The sequence below is a fragment of the Nostoc sp. CmiVER01 genome, from assembly GCF_034531135.2.
In the GTDB taxonomy this organism is placed as follows: domain Bacteria; phylum Cyanobacteriota; class Cyanobacteriia; order Cyanobacteriales; family Nostocaceae; genus Nostoc.
Genome location: NZ_JAVRBU020000007.1, coordinates 194,058 through 218,130, shown reverse-complemented (window position 1 = coordinate 218,130; position 24,073 = coordinate 194,058). Strand labels below are relative to the sequence as shown.

Below are 24,073 nucleotides of genomic sequence, written 5' to 3'. Positions count from 1 at the left end.
TGACGGAGGATAAATTTTAGGGTGTGCTACAATCTTGTGGTAAAGTAGATGACAAACATGAGAAAGCCAAATGTTCTAAAAAACGCTGCAAACATTGAGTCATTTAATTTCTCTTACTTTCAGTAATTCCCTAAAAAGGAGTAAAGCCAATGAATGCATTACTGCATAATCAAATTGCAGATATGTATGGGCCAGATTTTTTACTGTTTTATTGCTTTGTCATTGGGATAACTTTGGTAGTTTGCCAGAAGCTAGTGCAAGATCCAACCAAAAACCAGCCTCTGCCGTTAATTCCTGCTGAACCAGATCCCTACGAAATCGCGTATTTGCGTTCTCAAGAAACAGGAATCGCCAATGTAGCGTTATTTGACTTGATTGTTCGGGATTATTTGCAAGTCAATGAACAATCCATCAGCCAAGCACCAAATCATCCTGATTTATCTCACCTAGAGCCTATAGAGCGTGAGGTATTTGATAAATTCTCTTCTTCTTCCACAGCTAAAACATCTGTTTGGTTGGCAACGCAGAGTATCCAGTCATACAGCAATGCCTATAAAGAAAAACTCCAAAATGAGCAATTGTTGTATGCTTCCCAGTGGCAAGAACGGAATATCAAAGTTGGCTTGATTGGGGCGATAATTATTTTCAGCTTGGGGAGCTATAAGCTGCTCATTGCCTTGGGTAAGGGACGCTATAACGCAAGTTTATTAATCACCATTGGTGTATTATCCATTATCTATTTGCTGTGGTTTGTCAGTAGACGTACACATCTCAGTCATCGCGGAAAAATGTATCTGCAACAACTGCAAGAAACATTTACTCGATTGCAGCAGAAAGCAAAATTCGATATCCCTTCTGTATTTGACTACAACTTACTGGTGGCACTCTTTGGCGTTGAGGCGTTAGCTGGAACCTCTTATGATTCCTACTACAAAGCGTTTTTCCCGCCAACATTTTCTAGAAAAGTTACTACAGTAGAGAGTTCGTCTAGTAGCTTATGCGGTAGCTTTTCATGTAGTAGTAGCCCCTCATACAGTACTAGTTATCGCAGCACTAGTTCTGACACTAGCTCCTCATGCAGTACAAGTTCTGGCTGTAGCTCCTCATGCAATAGTAGTTCTGACAGTGGCTCCTCATGCAGTAGTGGTTCTGACAGTGGCTCTTCATGCAGTAGCTCTTCATGCGGTGGTGGTTGCGGTGGTGGCTGTGGAGGAGGTTAACAGCAATGCTTTCTCATCTCCCTAGTTTAGGCGTGGGGTTGGGTTTTCGAGAACCGTTTAAAAGTGATCTGTTTCTTAACCGTCACCAAGTTGACTTTTTAGAAATTGTTGCTGAACACTATTTAGATGCATCTTGGCAAAAACAGCAGGAGTTAGAATTGCTTGCTGCTCATTTCCCAATAATTCCCCACGCGATTAATCTGTCGTTAGGTAGTGCTGAAGGCTTGGATACAGATTATTTATGCAAACTTGCAGCATTAATTAAGCAACTCAACCCGCCTTGGTGGAGTGAGCATATCTGCTTTACAAAAGCGGGTGGAGTTGATATCGGGCATTTGTCTCCACTACCTTATACTCAAGAAGCTGTGGAAGTAGTCTGTCGCAACATTGCCGAAGTTCGTCGCTGGGTTGATGTACCACTGATTCTGGAAAATATCACTTACATGGTGACGCTTCCAGGTGCAGAAATGACTGAAGCCCAGTTTTTAGCTGAGGTGGTAGAACGTTCTGATTGTGGACTGTTATTAGATATAACGAATCTCCACACTAATGCTGTGAACTACGGCTATGATGTCCATGAGTTTTTGCAACAGTTACCGTGCGATCGCATCGTACAATTACATTTTGTTGGTGGACATTGGCATGATGGTATATTAATTGATAGCCATTCGCAATCCACACCACAGGAAGTATGGCAACTTATGGAGGAAGTTGTTGCCCGTGTTCCAGTTAAAGGGATTATCCTAGAACGAGATGAAAACTTGCCACCTTTTGCAGAATTGACAAAAGAACTGCAAAAAGCACGGGAGATTAGCAGGAGTAATGGGAGATGGGGTTAGCACAAACCCAACAAGTTTTAGCCCAACTTTACACCAATACCGATTTCAGAGAGCGTTTCTTTGCTAATCCAGAAGCTGTTTGTGCAGAGTTGGGGCTAAGTTGCGATGAAGCACAAAAGTTAGCTCAACTCTCAGCAAAAGAGGTAAATATCTTTGCCAATTCTCTGAAGTGGAAACGGTTGGGAGAAGTACGCGAACTACTTCCACGCACTGCGCGGGCGTTAGGTAAAAATTTTACTGCTTTGTTTTGGCGATATGCCCAAACCCATGTACCAAAAGGAATCAAAAAACATAGGGAAGATGCGATCGCTTTTGCTAATTTTATCGCCATTGTTGAAAAGGAAAACCCAGATCCACCTTGGATCAGTGATTTGGTGCGCTACGAAAAAACATGGCTATTGGCTTATGAACCTACTAGCCGCTTAATTGTGTGTTGGTTTCGTTATCCTGTTGGTATAGCGAGTGCAGAGGGGATGAAGCGCCAAGCAACGATCGCAATTTGGTTTCGATTCTCAAAGCCATCGCAACTGCGGCATATTGTGCGCTCACTATAGCGTGTTAATTACCAGGTAGTTCACGGTAAAATAATCTTTCTCTGGCGATCGCTCAAAGAAAGAAAATATAACCAATGTCTAACCTCAACCTCATTTCCGAATATAAAAGCTTTGGTGGCAAACTCGGCTTTTACAGCCATCCCTCCTCAACCTGTAACGGTGAAATGCGTTTCGCTGTCTATCAACCACCACAAGCAACTCAAAAACCTGTGCCGATTCTCTATTTCCTCTCTGGGTTAAGTTCCACAGAAGAGAATTTTATGGTGAAGGCAGGAGTGCAGCGTTTTGCAGCTGAGTACGGTTTGATATTGGTTGCACCAGATACAAGTCCGCGTAATACTGGCATTGCAGGTGAGGATGAAGACTGGGACTTTGGCACAGGTGCGGGCTTTTATGTTGATGCTACAGAGGAACCGTGGCGTAAAAACTACCAAATGTATAGTTATGTTGTCCAGGAACTACCTGCTTTAATTACTGCAAATTTCCCTACGCAACCTGAAAAACAAGGTATTTTCGGTCATTCAATGGGGGGACATGGGGCGCTTGTCTGTGCAATGAGAAACCCAGAACTTTACAAATCAGTATCAGCTTTTGCACCTATCACTGCACCTATGCGTTGTCCTTGGGGTCAAAAGGCTTTTAGTGGTTATCTTGGCAGCAATCAAGAAAGTTGGCGTGATTATGATGCTAGTGAATTAGTCAAAAAATTAGGATATCACAGTTCGATTCTCATTGACCAAGGGACTGCTGATAAATTTTTAGCTGAACAATTAATGCCTGAAGTGTTTGAGCAAGCTTGTGCAGATGTTAGTCAACCGCTAAACTTGCGTTACCAAGAAGGCTATGACCACAGTTATTATTTCATCGCCAGTTTTATTGAAGATCATATCCGCCACCATGCATTAGCGTAGCTTCCCGTAGGTATCGCTTTATTAATTACAGCAGTTTTCATCTATTTAAACCCCACATTTCCATTTTTATTTTTGAACAAGACTACCAAAAATGATGCTAGAAAAGTCTAATAAAAATAATGTAATATCAGCTTTGAGTGATAACTTTTAATAAAATCTATCAATGTAGCGACTGTCTTAAAAGCCAAGCGATCTTTGATGATATGGCGATACATGACAGATATATAATTGGTTCAACTTTGTTTCTAAGCAAATAAATATGAGTGATTTTGACCAGTCTCAACATCGAAAAGATTATATTATCCTGTTAGTAATTTGGCTGATAGCATTAGCTATAGATAGAGCTTGGTTTTTCATGGATGACTCGATTCCAGCCTTCGATCAAAGCGCACATTTAGCTACAGCATTACATCATTATAGAATTTTTCAAAACTTCAATATTTTCTCAGGAGATTGGTGGTTATCTCTGTGGGAATTAACTCCAAGTTATCGCGCTCCTTTTGTATATATTTGCACTGTTCCATTTTTGATGTTATTTGGACGTGGATATGACCAAGCAAGTTTGGTCAACTTATTGTATACTGCGATGATTATAGTTTCAGTATATCATCTAGGTAATTTTTTATTTAAGAACCGAAAAATTAGCATAACTGCCAGCATATTTTGTGTATTATTTCCTATTTTGGGAGTTACTCGGACAGATTATTTAATAGATTATGGTTTAACAGCAATTGTTACAGTAACTTTTACCGTTTTAACAATTTGGAAAGATAGTTGTATTGGGTTTGTATCATGGGCGTTAACTATCCTTTTGGGCGTAGGAATAGGTTTAATATTATTATCTAAACCTACAGGTTTTGTTTTTATTTTAGTTCCTAGTATTTGGGCATTAATTAGTTTTATTAGAAAAAGTAGATTTGTCAAGCTAATTCAAGCTTGCTTATCTTTAATGATAGCTTGGTTAATTTGTAGTTTTTGGTATGGCTTAAATTGGTTAACAATTGTTACATCAGCATTAAACGCTAACCAAGTCGGAAAAAGGGAGGGCGATCCTTCTGCCACAACTATTGCTGGATGGTTATACTATCCACAGATGATTCCAGAAACCGTTGGTTTACCAATATTATGTGTGAGTATTGGCATTTTATTGGTTTATCTGATTAAATATAAATTTACTACTAATTTAATTTCAGCAAATCTCCATAAATCGGCTCGAATTTGGTTATTAGTTACGTTAGTAAGTAGCTATATAATTTGTACTTTGGGCACAAATAAAGACATTAGATTTATTCTGCCATGCTTTCCGATAATTAGTTTAATATTGGCGGATTTATTCAATTTAATTGAAAATATATATTTTGATAGATTGAGATTAGTCACTCTAGTATTAAGTTGTATAGTTTTACTAAATAATTTGTTTCCATTACCATTAATTCAAGCATGGGGTGGTAGACATTTACCTAATAATGATGCTAAAGAATATCCTCTAGAGAAACTGATACATAAAATCACCGAAACCAATTTATATTTAAGGTCGAATTTAGGGGTAATTCCTGTTTCTACACCGCAGATAAATGAGTATAGTTTAAATTATTTTGGTGCATTAGCAGATTTTCGGGTATCCGGTAGAAAATTAACAACCAAATTATCCCAGGTAGAACAAGATTTACAGTATTTTTGTTGGTATATTACTAGAAATAATGAACCATATAACCCTGGAGAAAGTGGAGAGACTAAACGGAAATTAAAATCTTTAGTCGAATCTTCTACTGATTTGAAATTACAAGGCGATTGGATATTACCTCATGGAGATAAAATGCATTTATATAACTGCAAAAATCCTCCTGTAACTGTTGAAAAAATAAATAATAGTCAGTCTGTAATTAGTCTAGAAAAAGTAGCGATTTCTCAGCAATTAATTTTAGATAAAAGTAACCCTGTAAATTATGAAATCACAGGTTCATGGGATGATTTGCAAAACGGTATATTACTGTTAAGATGGCAAAATAGCCAATCATCTTGGTATCACGATCATGCCATTGGTTTGGGTAATTTATATTGTGGTATCAAATGTCGTCCTGAAGGAACTTTCCGAGTAAAAGAAGCCTTGGCGACATTTATTCCTAAAACACTACCATTAGGAAAATATCAGCTATCAGCACTATATTTAGATAGAAGAAACAACAAAACCACATCTTTAAATATTCCAGATATTACCGTAGATGTGACAGATGTCGGAACAGTAGACAAATCGCCAGCTTTAGATTTAGTTACCCGAACTTCACAGCTAGCCCAAGAGTTACAACAAGGTAAAATAAATAATATATTTGTGCAAGTAGCTCATTTCAATCAATACGATCCTACTCAAGATTATTTAAAACAAATTGATTTTGCAGCTAATTATTATCTGCAAACAGAGCCAAATAATTTAAATTGGCGTTACACCTTAGTCTTATCACAACTTTTACAGCGCCAAGTCCCAGAATTAATCCAAAATTTAAAAGAATTAACTAAATATGATGCTCAAAATCCTTACACATGGATTTATTTAGCTTTTGTTTATTTATATAATTTTCAACCTGCACAAGCTGAAACAAATTTAGCGATCGCAGAACAATTAAAACCAGATATACCAGAATTAAAAACCTTAAAAACTGTAACAAATATTATGAAATTTTTGCCCCTACAATGGTTTACTACCAAGGAATAGGAGAAAGGGGGGGGCAACCTCGGTGTTACGATCGTTATGGTGTAAGCCTACAATTAAAATTGTTGGGAAGACTCCAAGAGTTGGAGCTGATGCTTCCAGAATTCACTTATTCGACAGATGTTGGTTTTTGCTCCAATTCCTCTACCGTTTGTGTCACAATGATTTGAACAATTAAAGGCAAACCTAAACTAAACAAAAACGGCAAGATTTTCAGGCTTAACATAGATTTTCAGCTTAAAATAACTAAGTCAATCTTCACATCAAGCTTAATCTCAGTATTTAAGTTTGTAATGCGTAAAACTTACCATACTGAGGACATCAGGCAAAAATATGGCTACGAAAATTCCTGTCACAGTAATTACAGGCTTCTTAGGTAGTGGAAAAACCAGCCTAATTCGCCACCTGCTACAAAACAACCAAGGACGGCGCATTGCCGTTTTAGTCAATGAATTTGGCGAACTGGGTATTGATGGCGAATTGTTAAAATCCTGTCAAGTTTGCCCAGAAGATGGTGAGGGCGACACTAATATCTTTGAATTAACTAATGGCTGCTTATGCTGCACCGTGCAAGAAGAGTTTTATCCGATGATGCAAGAGTTAATCAAGCGGCGGGATAGCATCGACTGCATTTTGATTGAAACCTCTGGTTTAGCCTTGCCAAAACCACTGGTGAAGGCTTTTCGCTGGCAAGAAATTCGTAACGCCGCCACTGTGGATGCGGTGATTACTGTAGTAGATTGTGCGGCTGTAGCGGCGGGGACATTTGCTAGCGATCTGGATGCGATCGCAGCCCAGCGCCAAGCAGATGATAGTCTAGAACACGAAACACCCTTACAAGAACTGTTTGAAGACCAACTTGCTTGTGCAGACTTGGTAGTGTTAAATAAAATTGATTTGGTAGATGCCGAAGCAAAAGCCAGAGTTGAGGAATTGATTAAGCAAGAATTGCCCAGAGTGGTGAAGATTGTCGAAAGCAATGGTTCTCAACTAGACGCATCTATATTATTAGGATTCCAAGCCGCAGTAGAAGATAATTTAGATTCTCGTCCTAGTCATCACGATACCGAAGAAGACCACAATCACGACGAAGAAATTATCTCAACTAATTTAATTTTGGATCGTACATTTGACCCAGAAAAATTGCAACAGCAGTTGCAAACATTAGTGCAAGAACAAGAAATTTACCGAATTAAAGGCTTTGTGGCAGTGCCTAATAAAGCTATGCGTCTAGTGATGCAAGGTGTAGGAACCCGATTTGATAAATTTTACGATCGCCCCTGGAAACCAGAAGAAGCTAGGCAAACGCGTTTAGTTTTTATCGGACGTGATTTGAAGTCTTCAGAAATCGAATCACAACTTGTAGGTTTATAAAGCTACCCAGATACCCGACTTTTTTGATAAGTCGGGTATCTATACCCTGAGAGTTACAAGTTATGAATAACTAGTTAATTCAGAACAAATAATAACTGAAAATTCTTCGCCTTACAAAAATATGACGTCCCAACTATTTAACATTGCCAATCTTTTTGTATTGCCTTTTTGGGCATTGATGATTTTATTGCCAAATTGGAAAGTTACACGGCAGATTATGTCATCATATTTGCCCTTTGTGCTGTTAGCTGGGGCGTATGTGTATTTGTTTATTAACAGCATTACGCCAGAAAATGCCCAAGCGTTATCAAATCCCCAATTAGCCGATATTGCGCGGTTTTTTACAGATGAAACGGCTGCTGCAACAGGTTGGATTCATTTTTTAGTGATGGATTTGTTCGTCGGGCGTTGGATTTATTGGGAAGGACAAAAAACAGGTATTTGGACAATTCACTCCCTTGCACTGTGTTTGTTTGCTGGCCCTATGGGATTATTGTCTCACATCTTAACTGACTGGATTACTAAGACATTTTTCCCAAAGTCTCAGCAGAATGAAACGGTGACAGTAGAAGAAAAAGCTGCGTCATAATGTTGCATATAGTAGGGTAGCACAACTATGTTACCCTACTATATTAATCACTAAGCGTTGTCGTGTCTATAGTCGGCATCTAACCAACAGCGTGGTAAAACTTCACCTGAAGGAAAAACAAGATTTTCTTTTTTAAAACTTTCAGGTTGCTGTTCTTCTTGACCTTCTTGGTCTTTTGCGTGAACAACATCATTATTCGGGTCAATTAATTCCTGAATCTCAACAATCTTTACCAATTCGCCACTATCTTTGACTTGTAAAAGCATAGAAATTGCCTCAATGAGTTTGCATGGAAGTTCAAAGCGAGTCTCAAAATAAACTCGCTCAAATATCAACCGATTTTGAACGCGGAGATTCCTTAATTGTTAAAGGAAATTTTTATCAGATATACACACATAAAATTACACGAAATGAATTTGTGTGTATCTGTAGAGTTCATTTTTCTAAAATAAATACAGCAGATTTATACCTAATCCAGAACCTAAAATCGAATCGGGGAATGCTGATTAATAAAATTATCCAGCTAAGATAATCTTGGTTTTAGCCATTAAAAATCACGTAGATATTTTTCCAAAATATCTACTAAATTTACTTGGCATTGCAGGGGTAGTAAATCGATTAAAGGAACTTCACGTTTACCGCCGCCAATTTTTACTGGAATCGATCCCAAGACTTGTAAAACCCGGTCTTCATTGACAGCGTTGGAAGTAATTAAGGGATACAGTTGCTCGGCAACAACTGTATGCAGTTTGGCATTAGATAAATAAAGATGCCATTTGGCAACGTCTATGTAGACGTTTTCGCCAATTTCAGCTGCTAGGGCTTCTAGTAATTCTGTGGTGTTAGTCTTAGCCATAAAAATAACCCTACATTAAGAAAAAGTGCGAAATCTCATGCTTTTTTATATTATGGCTCAATTAACAGTCTAATCCTACTACCAGAGGTTACAATCGCCCCAGCATGAGTAATCCATCTTCAGGTGGATTTTGGCGGAGTTTCGGTGTAGTTAGCGATCGCACTAATATAAATCAGATGCACCAACAATATTCCTGTCCAACTTAAAGTTACCCAAGGCAGCCACTCCCAAGTAGTGCCTTTCAATATGTGGAAAAACCACAAGCCAGAATTAATCGTAGCAGCGATCGCTACATGCACAGCAAAATTCATTCTGTCATCGATCTTGCGGTAATCAGGGTCTTTGCGATCGGGTTTGCGAGGCCAACGAGGAGGCATAAATATTTGTTACAGATTTAAATACACCCTATTTATTCTAAGGTTTTTGTGGCATTGGTTGCTATTTGACCCTTACAACCAGTCATAATTGAACTGGAAGCCAAGAGCCGATGGGTTAAATCAGATGACGATCTTTGAGCAAATAGACCCCGATCTCCTCTATCCAGATAGCGACGGCAAACCAATGGCAGACAATACAGAGCAATATCGTTGGATTGTCCTGATTAAGGAGAATTTAGAGATTCTGTTTGCTAATAATGAGAATGTTTTAATTGCGGGAGATTTACTTTGGTATCCCGTCCGTTCTCAGCTGATTACACCGACTGCACCTGATGTAATGGTTGTCTTCAGTAGATCAAAGGGAAAACGTCGTTCTTATCGTCAGTGGCAAGAAGATAATATTCCACCGCAAGTAGTTTTTGAGATTCTTTCTTATAGTAATGATACTAAGGAAATGGAGCGTAAGTTGGAGTTTTACGATACTTACGGTGTTGAAGAATACTATTTATATGACCCTGAAAGTTTTCAACTAGATGGCTGGTTGCGGCAAAATAACCATTTGAATAAGCTATGGCAAATGGATGGTTGGGTCAGCCCCCGCTTAGGAATTAAATTTCAAACGGGGCTTGGGGAGTTGGTAATTTACCGTCCAGATGGACAAAGATTTTTGAATTCCTTGGAACTTAATCAACGGGCGGAACACGCTGAGTTATTGCTAGAACAAGAACGCCAACGCGCTGAACAGTTGGCAGCATATTTGCGTAATCTCGGCATTGATCCTGATAATCTTCCGTAACTGGGGGGTGGGCAGTGAAATAGAGTAACTTACTTACTCTGGCGGTGAATAATCTCCTGATTTCCCGCCACTCTTACTAATCAAACGAATTGATTCAATTTGAATCGATTTTTCTAAAGCTTTTGCCATATCGTATAAAGTCAAGGCAGCCACAGAAACGGCAGTTAAGGCTTCCATTTCTACACCAGTTTCAGCTTTGGTTTTGACTGTGGCTTGAATTTGATAACCGGGTAGTTGGGGATCGGGTATGATTTCAACTGCAATTTTTTGCAAAGGCAACGGATGACACAGAGGAATTAAATTGGCTGTTTGCTTGGCTGCCATAATCCCAGCCAATCTTGCAGTTGCCAACACATCCCCTTTTGGGACATTTCCGGCTTGAATGGCAGCGAAGGTGGCTGGTAGCATCCGCACATTGGCTGCGGCTACTGCTTGGCGGATGGTGGGTGCTTTATCAGATACATCTACCATCTGCGCCTGTCCTTGGCGATCTAGATGGGTTAAGTTAGCAAAATTGGATGGAAAATTATCTTGCGCCATTTAGTTAGAACGTGTTAATATAGATTGTCGGTGAGGGCGTGTAGCTCAGTGGACTAGAGCACGTGGCTACGGACCACGGTGTCGGGGGTTCGAATCCCTCCTCGCCCGTTTTTAAAAGTTGAAAGTTAGGAGTGAGGATTTAAAGTTCCTCACTCCTAAGTTTTAGGTTGTTCAAGGCATAGGCATCTGGAGCTAGACCTAGTGCAAAGCGCAGGGAGTTCGATAGGTTTTTGCTCGACTGGGTGAGGAAAAGGACAAGTGCAATAGAAGTGATCCCAGCACCGTAGCCAAACATATCGCGGTAGCCTACCCGTTCGGCGATGATACCCAGAAGAGGAGCAGCGATCGCAATTCCCATATCAAGTCCAGCTACGCATATAGCAAAAATTTGCCCCCGTTCTTGCGGCTGTGAGCGGTCTGCCATCATTGTGATCATCATTGAGATGAGTGTACCACCACCAGCACCTTCAGTGATCGCAGCCAGTAAGAAAAACATCACGCTGTGAGCCTGCCACAGCAGTATTAAGGCTAAAATATAGCAAAAAATACCAAAAGTTATAAACAAACCACGGCCAAAGCGATCGCTTGCCTTACCAGCAAATACTCTGATACTAAAACTAGAAATTGCCGAGGCTGTAAAAAACAGTCCGCCATTAAAGTCCACATCGCTGGATTTGAGGTATAACGACACAAAAGTATGTACAGCACCGATAGATAAACCAACCAATAACATAACTATCGTTGGAACTTTTACCCGTGGGCTGCTCAAAATTTGCCAAAAGTTGCGAGCGTTTTCTTCAGTTTGCTGTTGTATCTGCACTGGCGGATTTGTGACTTGTACAATCTCCAAGAGAGCGACAAAACCCAATTCGGCACAGAAGAGAAATAATATCCCGTAACTACTTGTAGCTTCCAAATATCCACCCAAGGCAGGGCCAATTGCTAAACCAAGGGGAGTTGCTAAGGTCATGTAACCAATGATTTCGCCACGAGTTTCAGTGGGAGCTAAATCTGCGACTAAGGCACTGTAACCAGTGGTGAAAGCCGCAACACTAAGACCGTGAAAAATCCGCACTAGGATTAATAACCCAAGAGATTGGGTTGCCAAGTAACCAAAAGGTGCGATCGCAGCTACTATCGTACCAATCAATAAGGTAATTTTTCGACCACGTTCATCAGCTAACCGTCCCAGCATTGGACGAGATAGCAATAAGCCAATGGCAAAACTGCCCATCACAATCCCAATTTCTTGCTTACTTGCGCCCACATCATCGATGTAAAGCGGTAGGGTTGGTAAGAGCGAAGACAGGCTTGACCAGAATAATAAACCTGCCGTAAATAAAATCAGCAGGTTGCGCCGAAGTTCGGTATCAAAGGTATTAAATGCTTTCAAGGTAGATGCGATTTAATGGGGTTTTGTCATTTGTCATTTGTCCTTTGTCTAGAGTCAAGCAATATTTACCCTTAACTATTTACTAATGACTAATGACCAATGACTACTATTGTTACGTTACTTAACCTTTTTTGCTACTACTTTTCGGACGGACTATCTATCCCGTCCTTGGAATTCATCGCAGCCAGAAAGAAAGAAAGAAAGAAAGCGATCGCGCTGTTAGCCGACCACCTACTACGTAGATATGGCATTATTGAAATCACTACCTAACCGTAAATTGCAGTACAGATAACGACGCCCCAATTCGGTCTGTTTTTTTTATTTGTGTCCAACGCCAAGTGATGCCCAATAAATTGAAAGCAAGTTCTTTTTGACAATAAAAAGTTTTGTAAAAATACTGGATTCCTGCGTAAAACTTGAGTTTTGGATTGATCTAACAATAGAAGCAAAAAGCAAGCCAGGAAAGATATTTTCTCGCTTCCGTTCGTCCTGGCTAAAAACCGTAGACAGTTTCAGTCTGAATTTATAAATTTTAAAAAAGGACAAAAAAATGAATGTAAAGAAATATCTGGCTTCTAGTATTGTTTGCCTGGTAACGTTGTTTCACGGCAGCCAAGCTGTTCAGGCACAACAGAATAATGGCTTCTTTATAATTAACTCACTATCTGGAAGATGCATTGATGTGGGTGGAGCTCCAGGTACAGGTAATGGTGCACCATTACAACTTTATGATTGTGAACTATCTGGATTTAACCGTGATAACGGTTCGCCCACAGATCAAAAGTGGGAATTTATAGGTGGGGGATTTATCAGGAATACATTGTCTGGAAAATGCATTGATGTGGATGGAGCTCCAGGCACAGTTAATGGTGGACGATTGCAACTTTTTGATTGTGAACTATCTGGATTTAACGGTTATAATGGTTCGCCCACAGATCAAAGGTGGGAATTTATAGGTGGGGGATTTATCAGAAACACATTGTCTGGAAGATGCATCGATGTCAATGGAGCTCCAGGTACAGGTAATGGTGCACCATTACAACTTTTTGATTGCGAATCATCTGGATTTAACGGTTATAATGGTTCACGCACAGACCAGACCTGGAGATTATCCTTTTAAGGATTAAATACTAGGTAGTGTTTTACATTTGTTGGTTCAGTTATGTAAGCGCCTGAGTTAGTTCAAGAGCAACGCTATCAACCACAAATCTATAACATCACACTTGTCAAGATTATGTTATAGATTTGTAGTTACTGGTTTCGGGATATAGTTCAATAAAGCAGAAAATCATTTATCCTGTCTTAATGGCCAATGCCCTCACTTAACCTTTTTTGATACTACCTCTCGCACGCGATAGATAGGCCGCCCTTGGGATTCATGGTATGTACGCATGAGTAATTCTGCTAAAAGACCGAAGCAAAATAACTGCACTCCGGTTACTAGGAGGAGAACTGCTAAAATCAGCAAAGGGCGATTACCAATCATCTCACCTAAAGCCAATTTAACGAAAGTCAAGTAAATTCCGATCGCAGTTCCCGAAACCATTGACATCAAGCCCAACAGCCCAAAAACGTGCATTGGGCGGGTAAGGAATCTTTTCATAAATAGGATGGTTAACAAATCCATCAGAACGCGGAATGTCCGCCAAATTCCATATTTACTGCGACCAAAGCGACGGGCGTGATGGCGCACTGGTACTTCAGTAATTCTAGCTCCTTCGATGTACGCCAAAGCTGGTAAAAATCGGTGTAATTCTCCGTAGAGGTTCATATCTGCTAACAGTTCTGCACGATATGCTTTCAGCGAACAGCCATAGTCATGAATATTCACGCTAGTAGTACGGCGAATTAGCCAATTAGCAATTTTGGAAGGAAGTAAGCGATTTACAGCCCCATCTTGGCGTTTTTGCCGCCAACCACTCACCAAATCGTAACCCTCATCCAGCTTTGCTAATAACATGGGAATATCAGCCGGATCATTCTGGAGATCAGCATCTAAAGTAACGATCGCTTTACCAACTGCATAATAAAATCCAGCAGCCATCGCCGCAGTTTGTCCGTAGTTGCGACGCAAAATTACCGCCTTTAAATCTGTGCGGATTTGCGCCTGTTCTTTGAGAAAATCCCCAGAACCATCTGTAGAACCATCATCTACACAAATGATTTCATAATTTATCTGACTAGAAGATAAAGTAGATGCGATCGCTTCTAGTAAAAGCGGCAAACTTTCCACCTCATCATGTATCGGCAGCACCACCGAAACATCTGGGACAATAGTTGAACTCGCCCCATTTTCATGACTCAACCCTTGATCGACTAACCCACTCCTCATAAGCCTCAGTGCCCTCAGCGTCTCTGTGGTTCGTAACTTTTGATAACTCTACCAGCACCTCGCAGCTGCTGATAGTACGACTGACTAACAACATCTCCCTGTTCCGAGAGAATATCAATCCCAATCCCATCCCGTCCCTGATCTTTCCCAGAACTATGAATGTAATAACCATCTGCCAAATAAAGCCCGACATGGGTTGCTTTTTGGCTAGTTCCAAAAAATACCAGATCCCCGGCTGCTAATTCTGCAATAGTAATTGGTTGAGTGAATCCTTCCTGTTGATAGGCATCTCTAGGTAGCCAAATACCCACCGAAGCAAACGCCGTCTGCATCAACCCAGAACAGTCATAATTTGGCCCAACCGTACCACCCCAAAGGTAATAATTGGATTGTTGCATCGCTTTTTGGGTAAAGGCGATGACCCCCGATAGCAGTTTTTTAATTTCAGATTCAGAAAATGTTGCAGCTTGATAATGTACAGTAGCAGATTGTAATGAATCAAAATCTGAAAGGGATACCCATCCGGGATAATCATCTTCACACAAATACACCTCAATCGCTGAATTTTGATGATTTGATGTTACCCATAAATGTCTCCCAGATGCAGCTTGAGTTGCTAAACGCGTACATTCAGGAGAATCATATAAATTAAGGTCAGCAATACACTGATACTCCCCTGATTTTGGATTTTGGATTTTGGATTTTAGATTAAAGGACATTACTGGAGAATGATTTTTTTTAATAAAGACGAACAACTCGAAAATCTTGGTAATGGCATTTTAGATGCAAGTTGGGCAGAATTTCCGACCTTAGCCCGGAATCAAATTGCCTTGACTTGGGTTGTTTACGATCCACCGGTGCTAGTAAATACTGGTGGGGCACTGACTCCCAACGCTTTTTGGGATCATCCAGTTCGTGGTTTTACTTATCGTGGTGTTGAACGGATTTATCCCGCCAGCGTAGTCAAGCTATTTTACCTAGTGGCGGTAAACGAATGGCTAGAAAAAGGGATGACTAACACTTCCAAAGAGTTGGAACGCGCCTTGCGGGATATGATTGTAGATTCTAGTAATGATGCTACCAGCTTGGTTGTAGATATTCTGAGTGGTACCACATCAGGGCCAGAATTGCCAACTGGGCCCTTTGAAACCTGGAAATATCAACGTAATATTGTTAACCGCTATTACCAATCGTTGGGTTGGGAAGAAATGGATACGATTAACGTCTGTCAAAAAACTTGGGGTGATGGCCCTTATGGACGGGAACGGGCATTTGCGGGAGAGTTACTGGAAAATCGCAATATGTTGACAACAAATGCGATCGCTAGGTTACTGCATAGTATTGTAGGTGGGGTGGCGGTTTCAAGTGTGCGATCGCAAGCAATGATGGCTTTACTTAAACGTCCTCTGAACGATTTACCTACTGACACCGAGGAAAATCAGGTAACAGGTTTCTTAGGTAGTGGACTGCCTGAAAATGCTCAAATTTGGTCAAAAGCAGGTTGGACAAGTCAAGTTCGCCATGATGCTGCGTATATTGAAATACCAGAACAGCGCCCTTACCTCTTAGTGGTATTTACTGAAGGTAAAGCGCACGCTAAGAATCAGGCAATTTTGCCCTTTGTTTCTAAACTAGTTGCCGATGCGATCGCTAGTTTATAGATTTAATAAAGTTCAGTTAAGTATTTCTTCCTTCTCTACCAGACACTATGACAATGCGTAGCGTCTCGTAGGCGCAGCCTCTCGTAGAGAAGAGAACGAAAGGAGGTTCGTTAAACAGTTAACTTTTGTTTTACGGCACCAATTCTCATTATGAGAATAATTATCACCGCTCATCGACAAGCCTCAAATGGCGCAAAATCGTTCTTGTTCTGGTAGTCCGTTCCGATTTATTGAGTAGTTACGTTTGCTTGAATACGTGTGATGAAGGGATGTGCTGCATCTACGGTGTTGCCATTAATTGTAATGTCAACTGTGTTAGCGTTGATTACTCCAGACAGTACTGTTCCTTGAGCCATAGCCAATGGAAAAGGCAAGACAATAATATTAGGTGCAATCTCGCTTGGTACGTTGATTAAGTTAGAACTAAACGCTAATTCATTAGCAGGGTTTGTCAGAGTGGCATTAGTAGCTCCTGTTGCTTGGTCGTAAGCTATTGTCCAGTACTGCACTAGTAAGGGCCCAGCAGTAGGAGCTGTACTAACCAAGGCAGAAGCAATTGATATTGCACCATTAGCATTAGAATACGCTGGCGATGGGCTGACAATCAAATTAAATGGATTAAACTCTACCTGTCCCCCTCCTTGTTGTCGTTGCCCTACGCGGACTAAAACTTCAGTTTGGAATACAGGCTGTCCTATTATTTGTCCGTAGACATTTAGTACTTGCACTTGAGTTGTCGCAATTCCTGTATAATCTAATGCTATTGCTGCGATCGTTGTCGCTGCCCAAGTTGCCGCAGTTGTCACAAAAGTTACTAATCCCTTCATACTCTTTTTGCTTAGTTGGGACACCACTTGGAAAGTTATTAAAATTAAAGTTGTTAAAACTAGCTATTCTTACATTACCTGATCGCTTCTCATTTTTTCCGATGGCATGATCGCCGCCACTAATCGCCGCAATTATTAAAAAAATCCAATCAGCGATCGCACTTACTACTTGGGTATTAGGTATTGAATATGGTGCGATCGCACCTCTCCATCAAGCAAAACACCCTAGCTACTAGAGGCAGTATAGGGCGTTAGGTTGAGTGAATAGGGAAATTGAAAGGGAAATTGGAAGTTAAATTAAAGGATAATGTCGCTTGCCACTAGTTGTGGCGCTCCTGCAAGCTGAATCTCAAAGTCAGCGCCAAGATTCGTATTGATGTTAGCTTGAAGGATACCTCCTACATAACGGACTTGACCAGATGCAGTGAATTGATTTGCCCCAATAAAAGTGAAGGCTTGGTTGCCGTCTATGGTTGAGTTAGCGTCGATAGTAGATAAATCGATTTGATCGCCTAGCAAATTCCCGTTACCAACAAAGTCAGTGATAACATCTCGTAACAAACCAGGTTGACTCTCAGAGACGAAGTTGAAATCGAAAACATCGTTACCTGATTCTCCTGTAAGAACATCAGTCCCAGCAACACCAATGAGGTTATCATCGTTACCAAAATCACCGCTAATTATATCGTTGCCAGATCCGCCGTTAATAGTATCATTCCCAAATCCGCCAAGAAGGCTATCGTCACCCTCTTTGCCAAGAAGGCTATCGTTACCACTACCGCCCGTAATCGTATCGTTGCCAGATCCGCCGTTAATAGTATCATTCCCAAATCTGCCAAAAAGGCTATCGTTGCCCAATCCACCGTTAATCGTACTGTTGCCACTACTGCCCGTAATTGTATCGTTGCCTGGTCCACCGTCAATACTATTCTGGTTGCCTAATCCAAATCCGCCAAGAAGGCTATCGTCACCCTCTTTGCCAAGAAGGCTATTGTTGCCACTACCGCCCGTAATCGTATCGTTGCCTGCTCCACCGTCAATACTACTATTCTGGTTAACTAATCCAAATCCGCCAAGAAGGCTATCGTTGCCCAATCCACCGTTAATCGTACTGTCGCCACTACTGCCCGTAATCGTATCGTTACCGTCGAATCCGTTGATGATATAAGGGAGATCAGAAGAAAAAAAAGGAACACTAAGACTGTCAGGGAGATTAGTACCGTTAATCGTTGGCATAGTAAGTTTCTCTTGAATTTATATTACAGAGTAAAAAAATTACCTCGTGACTTCCCCATCAGAAAATGGCATTGCTGATTAAGAGGATGAATTTGGTTTCCTTTAAAGGAGCAAAGGAAACAGTTTCAAACATTGAATTTTATAATTTCACAATTTTATTCAGCAATACTGAAAAAACAAAGTAGAGAAATAACGAGTGGAAATATCCTAACTGAACCACATCTGATTAGAACAGATATTTGCTATTAACTCTAAAAATTTGAGAAAATTTAAGAAGCACTGGATTTTGGCTAATACTCATAATTTCTAGTGTGTCATTAATGATTGCACTATCTGTTTGGGCATCTTTTGTCTCTAAAGTCAATCATTCTGCTGCTGTTTAATTCTGTCATCCCCTCACAGTCTGTCTTACAATAATGTTAAGAAAGATCCGGGTAATAGATAGTACTATTGGGAGAGGGGAGTAAATTCTCCAGTTCCCCTTCTCTAATGTTGAGAGAAGGGGTTAAGGGATGAGGGTAATATACTTCTATCTTAAGTTGACACTTATAACATCTGTGCTGCCCTAGTATTTCAACTTAAATTCATCAAACTTCAATACTTCCGAATCAGGCTTGCGAGTATCAAAACGATAACTACTTATCGTACCTGTCCCCGTATCAAAGATACTAAAAACTGTAATATCATTACTCGAAATATAAGGCATTGGCTTTCCATCTTCACCCAACAAAGGGGAAATTGTTGGCACTATCGGTTCTAACCCATTGGGATCGCCAAGCTTAACATAATCCTCTTGATATCCAATTGGCACTTCTCGCTTTCTATCACCCCAAGCAGCGCCGTAAGTATTACCTACATTAGATGTTTCTAGAAAGTGCATTCCAGTCTGACTAACAAAGCGGTTCCACAAATGGGAATGCCCATAGAATACCAGTTGCACATTAGCTGCTTCAAGTAAAGGGACAACATCGTGGATAATATAATCTGCGTCTTTTGGGTACTCATAACGCACTGCTTTAATATTATTATCATCCCGTTCAATTATTTGAACTGGTTCTGTATAAGCAGGAACTATATTATCGCCCAGAGTATGAGGCGGATGATGGAACATCACAACTTTGTATTTTGCTTGTTGAAACTCAGGGCTGTTGAGTTCTGCTTCTAGCCAATTGTACTGCTTGCTGTCTTTAGCAATTGGCTCATAAATTACTTGTCCATAACCCCAATCTTCAGGATTATTTAAATCCTTTTCCGCTTCTCGATATCTACCCTTATACTTTCCACCTAAGCTAGGAGTCCGCCACATATTCGTAACGTAGAGTACTATCAAACGCGCATCGCCAAAGCTGACTGCATAATATTTTTTTCCACCTTCTTTACTTTTTGGTAAAGAGAAAATCTCTTCATAAGTATTAGTATTAAAAGAATTATCTATTAAAGATTTGTCACCGTAGATTTTTTGAGCAATTGCACGGGGAATTGTATCATCAAATTCATCATCTAAACTTCCCGTTCTGGCAAAGCGTCCCATTACCTCATGATTGCCAATGCAAGTAAAGATGGGTGCGTGTTGAATTATTTGTCCACCGGTGTAGGTTGTTTTAACACCATCGTGTGTCATTTCATATTTAGCACGACCTTGTAAACCAGGAAATAACGCACCACCACCATTATCATCAAACCATTCTGAGGCGCGATCGCTAACATTCACTAAATCACCAGCAAACCACACCCCATCAACCCGTCCAACTGTTTCCACTACTTTTTGTAGATTTGCTGCCGTCATTGGCTTTAACTGATGGTCAGAGGTGAGTAAAATTTTTAGTGGTGTATCCGGTTTGGGAGTAGCTGCGAGGCTAAAAACATCACTGCTAACAGTTTCGCCGTCTTCTCGAACACTTTTAATGCGATAGTTTACCCGCAAACCAGGAGTTAACCCAATCACCTCAGCCTCATGCCGCCAAATGTCGCGTTGAATAGGTTTTTGATAAACTTGTCCATCTTTGATTTGGTTTGCAACTCTTGAGTGTTGGTCTTCACGAGTGCGAGTGAGTTTGGTAGTATTTGCCTTAGCAGTTTGTTGAAGATTTTCGCCGTAGGTTACTGTATGATTAACACCAGCAAACTCAGTAAACCAAACTACTTGCACTGAGGTTTCAGTTGGCAGTTGCAAAAATGGGTCGGTGAGCAATTGGGGTGCTGATGTCATAATTCTTTGCCCAAATGAACGCACAGTTAACAGAGTAAAGCATATAACAAGCACAAGCATAGCTACCGAGAAAATTTTACGGCGGCTTTTGCGTTTGAGCATGAGTAACATCCCAAATTTTTTAGCGAGTTCACCGACTGAACGCAATTTTATTATTACTCCCTTTCCGTTACTCGCCCATGAACAATAAGGGTGTTAGGATATCTTTCACCAGCTGAATCTGACTTATGAAATTAGTTTGCTCCCAAAGCGATCTCAGTACAAACCTCTCACTTGTCAGTCGTGCAGTACCTTCACGACCAACTCATCCAGTCCTTGCCAATGTGCTGTTACAAGCGGATGCCCAAACTAACCAGGTAAGCTTAACAGCCTTTGATCTCAGCTTGGGAATCCGTACCAGCTTTAACGCAGAGGTATGGCAAAGTGGTGCGATCGCACTTCCTGCTAAGTTACTTGTAGACATCACCTCGCGTCTTCCAGAAGGTGAAATCACTCTAGACGATGAATCAGCCCTTACAGGTGTTACACCCGGTGGAGAAGGATTAATTGTCACACTTACACCCAAGAGTGGACACTACCAAGTCCGAGCAATGGGGCCTGAAGAATTTCCCGACCTACCTATAATTGAAAATACAGAAGTAATTCATCTCACTACCACCGCATTAATTGAGGGATTACGCGGCTCATTATTTGCAACTAGTGGTGATGAAACCAAGCAAGTACTCACAGGAGTGCATTTGACAGTTAAACAAGATACTCTAGAATTTGCCGCTACCGACGGACATCGCCTAGCAGTTGTAGAAACTAGCAACGAGCGTCCTTTAGGTGGAACTAGTCAATTAGAAGTGACAGTACCAGCTAGAGCATTACGCGAACTACAACGAATGCTAGCTCATAGCGCCTCATCAGATGAACCTGTAGCTTTATATTTCGATCAAGGTCAAGTAGTGTTTGCATGGCAAAATCAACGTTTGACTAGTCGTACATTAGAAGGGCAATATCCTGCTTATCGACAACTAATTCCGCGCCAATTTGAGCGACAAGTCACAATTGAACGCCGACAATTTGTCAGTACTTTAGAGCGAATTGCTGTATTAGCAGATCAAAAAAATAATATTGTTAAGCTTAGTATTGATAGCGAAGCCCAAGAAATTACCCTATCTTGTGAAGCTCAAGATGTGGGCAGTGGTAGAGAGTCAATGCCAGCACAAATTTCTGGGGAAAATATTGAGATTGCTTTTAACATTAAATATTTGATGGAAGGCTTGAAAGAGTTACCATCTTCGGAGATTCAAATGCATTTAAATCAAAGCCTAACTCCAGTAATTTTTACCCCATTGGGTGGTTTAAAAATGACCTATTTAGCTATGCCGGTGCAACTTAGAAGTTAAGTTAGAAGCTGATGCGCGTCTAGATTGTACATTGAAAGCGGCGGGAAACCCAGAGACTTGTGGCGTCTACGGTGTAGACACAAGTCTCTTGACCTGCACTTTTATTGCATTGACCTGCACCTTTGTTGCATCGAGCTGCACCTTTATTGCATTGACCTGCACCTTTATTGCATCGAGCTACACTTTTATTGCATCGAGCTACACTTTTATTGCATTGACCTGCACCTTTATTGCATCGAGCTTTTTTTGACTTGTGTGTACACCGTAGCAAGTGGCGTGGAGTTTTTCATAATTTCTACAGCCTTTGAATTAAATTGCTAAATAATCTCCTCTACGGAAAATACTACTCTAAAGCCACAAACCCTCAGTCCACCGTCTGACTCATTCCAGCTACGGCTAGCGCTGCGACACAGTTCGGCGTTGAAACTCCAAGAACCACCGCGTAGCACTCGGCGATTAATATCACCACCGACTTCCCAAGGTGTTCCATCTGAAGGTGCGTCGCTGTAATTGTTATGCCACGAATCAGCGCACCATTCCCAAACTAGCCCGTGCATATCGTACAATCCAAAGGCGTTGGCGACTTCAAAACTACCAACGTTTGTTGTTTCTTTACGGAATTTGCTGTTTGGTTCAATAGTGCAACTGACTAACTCAGAGGTAATAGTTTCGCCAAAGTGGAACGATGTTGTAGTTCCAGCCCGACAAGCATATTCCCATTCAGCTTCACTCGGTAAACGATAGTCGCGTCCAGTTTTTTCTGATAGTCTGAGACAAAATTCTACAGCCTCATACCAAGATACATTTTCCACTGGTCTATCTAAACCCTTGAATTTCGACGGATTGGGATTTAAATCTTGTTTGACTTTTGGTAAAGCTGCTACAACTCTCCACTGTGCTTGAGTAACGGGAAATTTCCCCATAAAAAATGGTTCAACGCTAACTTTATGTCGAGGACGTTCGTCAGCATCTCCTTCACACTCCGGTGAACCCATCATATAAGTACCGCCAGGAATCGATACCATTTCTAATGTGACAGATTTACCCAATTCTTCGGCAAAAAAGTTTGCATTACAACTCACGCGGTTTACTTCTCTACCACCTGTGTCTACTGTCACTACGTCAAATTCAAAGGTTTCTAAGGGGGGTAATGGTACTATTACTTTTTGTGGTGGCGGCGATAAAATGGGCTGAGGCATTGAAACAATTTTTAGGGCAACAGGTTGAATGTTCAATGTTGCAAATTTCAAATCGTTGAGAACTTCTGCTGCTGTTTGATACCTTTCACTTGGTAAATGTTTTAGTAATTTATCTAAAATTTTCCCTAAATCGTCGCTGATAGTAATACCTTTTTCTTGTAACCGTTCGCGCCATAACCACTTAGCGTTCATGGCATCATAAATAGGGTCATTAATCTGTCCAGAAGCATCCTGCAACGGCAAACATCGAGTTAAAAGACGCACACAAGTTACACCCAAAGCATACAAATCACTGCCGTGACAAGCAAATCCAGCCATCTGTTCGGTTGGGGCATAACCAAGGGTATAAATTACTGTCGCTTGTCTTCCTATGCTGGTTTGTGTTACCTGTTTAGCACCGCCAAAGTCAATTAATACGGGTTTTTGATCGCTTGCACGGCGGATAATGTTTTCTGGTTTAATATCCCGATGAATGACATTATGAGTATGAATAAATTGCAGTACTGGTAATAAATCAGCTAAAAGTTCCCAAATTTTTGATTCACCATAAGTTTGTTGCTGAACTTCTTGTAAGAGAGTCTTTCCTTGAATAAATTCTTGTACGAGATACAAACTAGCACCTTGTTCAAAATAAGCAAGTAATCTAGGAATTTGAGTATGATTTTCTCCCAGATCATACAACCGAAAAGCCTCTTCTTTAAAAAATTCTGCTGCTTTGGTACGTTGTCCTGTTCCTTGAAATTGTGGAAAAAATTGCTTGATGACGCAGGGCGCGTTTAGTCTATCTACATCTTCTGTAGCATAGGTTCTGCTAAATCCACCTTCACCTAAAAGTCTCAATACGCGGTAACGGTTTCTTAGAAGTTTGCCAAAGTTGCTTTGTCCGCAACTCACGCAAAATCTATTGCTATCAGAGTTGAATGGATTTGAGCAATTGGGATTTTGGCAGATTTGCATAATGAGGGGGAAATAGCATCTTCTCCAAAGTTAGCCCCAATATTATCTAATTGAAAACAGTTATGTAGAGAAGCGAACACGGAACTTTATTGATGTGCTTAAAAA

Annotated in this window: 23 protein-coding genes and 1 tRNA gene; 13 read left to right on the top strand and 11 right to left on the bottom strand. The window is 40.6% G+C overall.

Annotated elements, in window-relative coordinates:
* Positions 1-149 precede the first annotated feature (149 nt).
* From RMZ43_RS13690 to RMZ43_RS13660, 7 genes are all read left to right on the top strand, one after another.
* Positions 150-1,220, top strand: a complete 1,071-nt coding sequence (locus RMZ43_RS13690; protein ID WP_322654824.1) for a TIGR04222 domain-containing membrane protein — start codon at positions 150-152, stop codon at positions 1,218-1,220.
* Positions 1,181-2,059, top strand: coding sequence for a DUF692 domain-containing protein (locus RMZ43_RS13685; protein ID WP_322654825.1), 879 nt, complete (start codon positions 1,181-1,183; stop codon positions 2,057-2,059). Before RMZ43_RS13690 ends, RMZ43_RS13685 begins: the two co-directional genes overlap by 40 nt.
* Positions 2,050-2,613, top strand: a complete 564-nt coding sequence (locus tag RMZ43_RS13680) for a hypothetical protein (protein ID WP_322654826.1) — start codon at positions 2,050-2,052, stop codon at positions 2,611-2,613. Before RMZ43_RS13685 ends, RMZ43_RS13680 begins: the two co-directional genes overlap by 10 nt.
* A gap of 74 nt (positions 2,614-2,687) precedes the next feature.
* Positions 2,688-3,524, top strand: a complete 837-nt coding sequence (fghA, locus tag RMZ43_RS13675; RefSeq protein ID WP_322654827.1) for an S-formylglutathione hydrolase — start codon at positions 2,688-2,690, stop codon at positions 3,522-3,524.
* A 259-nt stretch (positions 3,525-3,783) separates the two neighbouring features.
* The gene (locus RMZ43_RS13670) at positions 3,784-6,234 is read left to right on the top strand and encodes a hypothetical protein (protein ID WP_322654828.1); all 2,451 of its coding nucleotides are present in this window, start codon (positions 3,784-3,786) and stop codon (positions 6,232-6,234) included.
* A gap of 330 nt (positions 6,235-6,564) precedes the next feature.
* Entirely contained in the window at positions 6,565-7,605 is a 1,041-nt protein-coding gene (gene cobW / locus RMZ43_RS13665; RefSeq protein WP_322654829.1) for a cobalamin biosynthesis protein CobW, read from the top strand.
* A 121-nt stretch (positions 7,606-7,726) separates the two neighbouring features.
* On the top strand, positions 7,727-8,194 hold the full coding sequence (locus RMZ43_RS13660; protein ID WP_322647979.1) for an ABA4-like family protein: 468 nt from the start codon (positions 7,727-7,729) through the stop codon (positions 8,192-8,194).
* 50 nt (positions 8,195-8,244) lie between these two features.
* Here the strand turns inward: RMZ43_RS13660 and RMZ43_RS13655 are convergent, their stop codons facing one another.
* From RMZ43_RS13655 to RMZ43_RS13645, 3 genes are all read right to left on the bottom strand, one after another.
* On the bottom strand, positions 8,245-8,460 hold the full coding sequence (locus tag RMZ43_RS13655) for an acetyltransferase (protein ID WP_322647980.1): 216 nt from the start codon (positions 8,458-8,460) through the stop codon (positions 8,245-8,247).
* Between the two features lie 281 nt (positions 8,461-8,741).
* Positions 8,742-9,050, bottom strand: a complete 309-nt coding sequence (locus tag RMZ43_RS13650) for a DUF3181 family protein (protein WP_322654830.1) — start codon at positions 9,048-9,050, stop codon at positions 8,742-8,744.
* A 119-nt stretch (positions 9,051-9,169) separates the two neighbouring features.
* Positions 9,170-9,427, bottom strand: a complete 258-nt coding sequence (locus RMZ43_RS13645) for a 2TM domain-containing protein (protein WP_190728676.1) — start codon at positions 9,425-9,427, stop codon at positions 9,170-9,172.
* A 124-nt stretch (positions 9,428-9,551) separates the two neighbouring features.
* Between RMZ43_RS13645 and RMZ43_RS13640 the strand changes: the two genes are divergently transcribed.
* Positions 9,552-10,223, top strand: coding sequence for a Uma2 family endonuclease (locus tag RMZ43_RS13640; protein ID WP_322648108.1), 672 nt, complete (start codon positions 9,552-9,554; stop codon positions 10,221-10,223).
* Between the two features lie 33 nt (positions 10,224-10,256).
* Here RMZ43_RS13640 and moaC read toward each other — a convergent pair whose 3' ends face one another.
* Positions 10,257-10,763, bottom strand: coding sequence for a cyclic pyranopterin monophosphate synthase MoaC (gene moaC / locus RMZ43_RS13635; RefSeq protein WP_322647982.1), 507 nt, complete (start codon positions 10,761-10,763; stop codon positions 10,257-10,259).
* Positions 10,764-10,797: 34 nt separating this feature from the next.
* On the opposite strand from moaC, the gene RMZ43_RS13630 reads away from it, so the two are divergent.
* Positions 10,798-10,871: transfer RNA gene (locus RMZ43_RS13630), tRNA-Arg, on the top strand.
* Between the two features lie 31 nt (positions 10,872-10,902).
* Here the strand turns inward: RMZ43_RS13630 and RMZ43_RS13625 are convergent.
* Complete coding sequence (locus RMZ43_RS13625; protein WP_322654831.1) at positions 10,903-12,156, bottom strand: MFS transporter; 1,254 nt, start codon at positions 12,154-12,156, stop codon at positions 10,903-10,905.
* A gap of 99 nt (positions 12,157-12,255) precedes the next feature.
* On the opposite strand from RMZ43_RS13625, the gene RMZ43_RS13620 reads away from it, so the two are divergent.
* Complete coding sequence (locus RMZ43_RS13620; protein WP_322654832.1) at positions 12,256-12,426, top strand: hypothetical protein; 171 nt, start codon at positions 12,256-12,258, stop codon at positions 12,424-12,426.
* 280 nt (positions 12,427-12,706) lie between these two features.
* Positions 12,707-13,276 carry an RICIN domain-containing protein gene (locus RMZ43_RS13615; protein WP_322654833.1) on the top strand — a complete coding sequence of 190 codons (570 nt, stop codon included), beginning with the start codon at positions 12,707-12,709 and terminating at the stop codon, positions 13,274-13,276.
* 198 nt (positions 13,277-13,474) lie between these two features.
* Here RMZ43_RS13615 and RMZ43_RS13610 read toward each other — a convergent pair whose 3' ends face one another.
* The gene (locus RMZ43_RS13610) at positions 13,475-14,488 is read right to left on the bottom strand and encodes a glycosyltransferase family 2 protein (RefSeq protein ID WP_322654834.1); all 1,014 of its coding nucleotides are present in this window, start codon (positions 14,486-14,488) and stop codon (positions 13,475-13,477) included.
* A gap of 14 nt (positions 14,489-14,502) precedes the next feature.
* The gene (locus tag RMZ43_RS13605) at positions 14,503-15,207 is read right to left on the bottom strand and encodes a C40 family peptidase (protein ID WP_322654835.1); all 705 of its coding nucleotides are present in this window, start codon (positions 15,205-15,207) and stop codon (positions 14,503-14,505) included.
* A gap of 9 nt (positions 15,208-15,216) precedes the next feature.
* Here RMZ43_RS13605 and RMZ43_RS13600 point away from each other — a divergent pair, with 9 nt between their 5' ends.
* Positions 15,217-16,149: a serine hydrolase gene (locus tag RMZ43_RS13600; protein ID WP_322654836.1), complete on the top strand. Its 933-nt coding sequence runs from the start codon at positions 15,217-15,219 to the stop codon at positions 16,147-16,149.
* A gap of 227 nt (positions 16,150-16,376) precedes the next feature.
* On the opposite strand, the gene RMZ43_RS13595 is transcribed toward RMZ43_RS13600, so the two are convergent.
* The 3 genes from RMZ43_RS13595 to RMZ43_RS13585 form a co-directional block, all read right to left on the bottom strand.
* Positions 16,377-16,976: a hypothetical protein gene (locus RMZ43_RS13595; RefSeq protein WP_322654837.1), complete on the bottom strand. Its 600-nt coding sequence runs from the start codon at positions 16,974-16,976 to the stop codon at positions 16,377-16,379.
* Between the two features lie 297 nt (positions 16,977-17,273).
* Complete coding sequence (locus RMZ43_RS13590; RefSeq protein WP_322654838.1) at positions 17,274-18,212, bottom strand: calcium-binding protein; 939 nt, start codon at positions 18,210-18,212, stop codon at positions 17,274-17,276.
* 565 nt (positions 18,213-18,777) lie between these two features.
* Positions 18,778-20,421: a metallophosphoesterase family protein gene (locus tag RMZ43_RS13585; protein ID WP_322654839.1), complete on the bottom strand. Its 1,644-nt coding sequence runs from the start codon at positions 20,419-20,421 to the stop codon at positions 18,778-18,780.
* Between the two features lie 227 nt (positions 20,422-20,648).
* Here RMZ43_RS13585 and dnaN point away from each other — a divergent pair, with 227 nt between their 5' ends.
* A complete protein-coding gene (gene dnaN, locus RMZ43_RS13580; protein WP_322654840.1) occupies positions 20,649-21,812 on the top strand; it encodes a DNA polymerase III subunit beta in 1,164 nt (387 codons plus the stop codon).
* A 317-nt stretch (positions 21,813-22,129) separates the two neighbouring features.
* On the opposite strand, the gene RMZ43_RS13575 is transcribed toward dnaN, so the two are convergent.
* Positions 22,130-23,968 (bottom strand): bifunctional serine/threonine-protein kinase/formylglycine-generating enzyme family protein, encoded by a 1,839-nt coding sequence (locus RMZ43_RS13575; RefSeq protein ID WP_322654841.1) that lies wholly within the window; start codon positions 23,966-23,968, stop codon positions 22,130-22,132.
* Positions 23,969-24,073 lie beyond the last annotated feature (105 nt).